This window comes from Streptomyces sp. UH6 (genome assembly GCF_013421635.1).
GTDB classification, from domain to species: domain Bacteria; phylum Actinomycetota; class Actinomycetes; order Streptomycetales; family Streptomycetaceae; genus Streptomyces; species Streptomyces abyssomicinicus.
In genome coordinates this window covers 1-1,654 of sequence record NZ_JACADT010001148.1, presented here as the reverse complement: position 1 = coordinate 1,654, position 1,654 = coordinate 1, and the positions used below count along the sequence as shown (strand labels likewise).

Here is a 1,654-nt window from a genome sequence, read left to right as displayed (position 1 = left end):
CACCACCTGGTCGGCGAGGTCCGCCGGGACGTCGTTGTCGATCAGGCCCGCGGTCCGCACGCCGGGGGTGAAGCCCAGGTCCCGCGCCGCCTCGGCGACGGTCCGCACCACCCGGGAGCGCAGCCCGGCACCGGAGATCCCGTCGCGGGCGCGCAGCCCGAAGATGGTCGAGCGGATGATCTTGATGGTCTCGTCCAGGTCCTCGACCGCGTGCGTCACCCGCTCGGCCGCCTCCGGATGGCTGATGAAGCGGCCCGCGCTCTGCAGGGTCATACCGGTGGCGAAGAGCCGCTGGACGGCCAGGTCGTGCAGGTCCCGGGCGATCCGGTCGCGGTCCTGGAGCATCGCGATCTGCTCGGCCTCGCGGCGCCGGTCGGCCAGCTCCATCGCCACGGCCGCCTGAGCCGCGAAGCCCTGAAGCGGTTCGATCTCGGTGGCGGTGAACGCGGTCCGGCCGGTCTCCCTGACCAGCAGCACCACACCCCGAACGTCGGCGGTGCCGCTGCCGATCGGCAGCGCGACGGCCGGGCCCATCCCGGCGGTGCGGGGCAGCGCGGAGAGCGCCCGGTGGTCCTTGGAGACGTCGTGCACCACCACCGGGCGACCGGTGGCGAAGGCCCGCCCGATCAAGCTGTCGTCCTGGGCCGGCACCAGCCCGCGGTACTCCTCGGCGTCCTCGCCGATGGCGAGTTCCAGCACCAGCGAGCCGGTGTCCTCCACCGGTACCGCCACGACGGTGACCTGCGCGCCGGTGACCTCGTGGGCCCGCTCGGCGATCAGGGCCAGCGCCTCGCCGCGGTCGCTGCCGGACATCAGGCTGCGGGTGATCTCCGCGCCGGCCCGCAGCAGCCGCTGCCGCAGCAGGGACTCCTCGTAGAGGCGGGCGTTCTCGATGGCCACCCCGGCCGCCACGGCCAGGGTGGAGAGCACGGCCACGTCCTCCTCGTCGAACCCCTGCCCGTTGCCCTTCTCGGTGAGGTAGAGGTTGCCGAAGACCTTGTCGCGGACCCGGACGGGGACGCCCAGGAAGCTCTCCATGGGCGGATGGTGCGCCGGGAAGCCGAAGGACTCCGGGTGGTCGGAGAGCCGGTCGAGGCGCAGCGGCTCCGGGTGCCGGACCAGCTGGCCGAGCACGCCGTGCCCGGCGGGGAAGCTGGAGATCTGCGCGATCCGATCCTCGTCCACGCCGACCATGTAGAAGGAGGAGAGCCCCTGGCCGTCGGGGGTGAGCACGCCGAGCGCGCCGTACCGGGCGTCGACCAGCACGGTCGCGGATTCGACGACGCCGCGCAGCACCTGCTCCAGGTCGAGGTCGCGGCCGACCGACAGCACCGCCTCCAGCAGACCGTGGACGCGGTCCCGGGTGCCGCGCGCGGCCTGCAGACGGCCCTGGAGCTCGTCCAGCAGGTCGTCGAGCCGCAGGTGCGGCAGGCGCACCTGGCGGGTGGCCAGGTCGTCCGCGTCGTCCACCGGTCTCCTCCCCGTCGGCCCGCCGTGCGCACCTCGGCGCATATGCCAACGGTAGCCGCCGGAACGCGACACCCGGCACGTGCGGGGCGGGTCGGGGCGGGACGGGGACGGCCGGCGCCCGACGGCCTCCGGCAACGGCGCCCCGGTCCCGGGAGGCGGCGTCGCACGGGAAAGCGGCGTCGCC

At 74.5% G+C, this 1,654-nt stretch carries 1 protein-coding gene; it reads right to left on the bottom strand.

Annotation, left to right across the window (positions count from 1 at the left end; genetic code table 11):
* On the bottom strand, nucleotides 1-1,470 hold a 1,470-nt coding region (locus HW445_RS30105), incomplete at its 3' end, for a GAF domain-containing protein (RefSeq protein ID WP_180223974.1).
* Nucleotides 1,471-1,654: the final 184 nt, after the last annotated feature.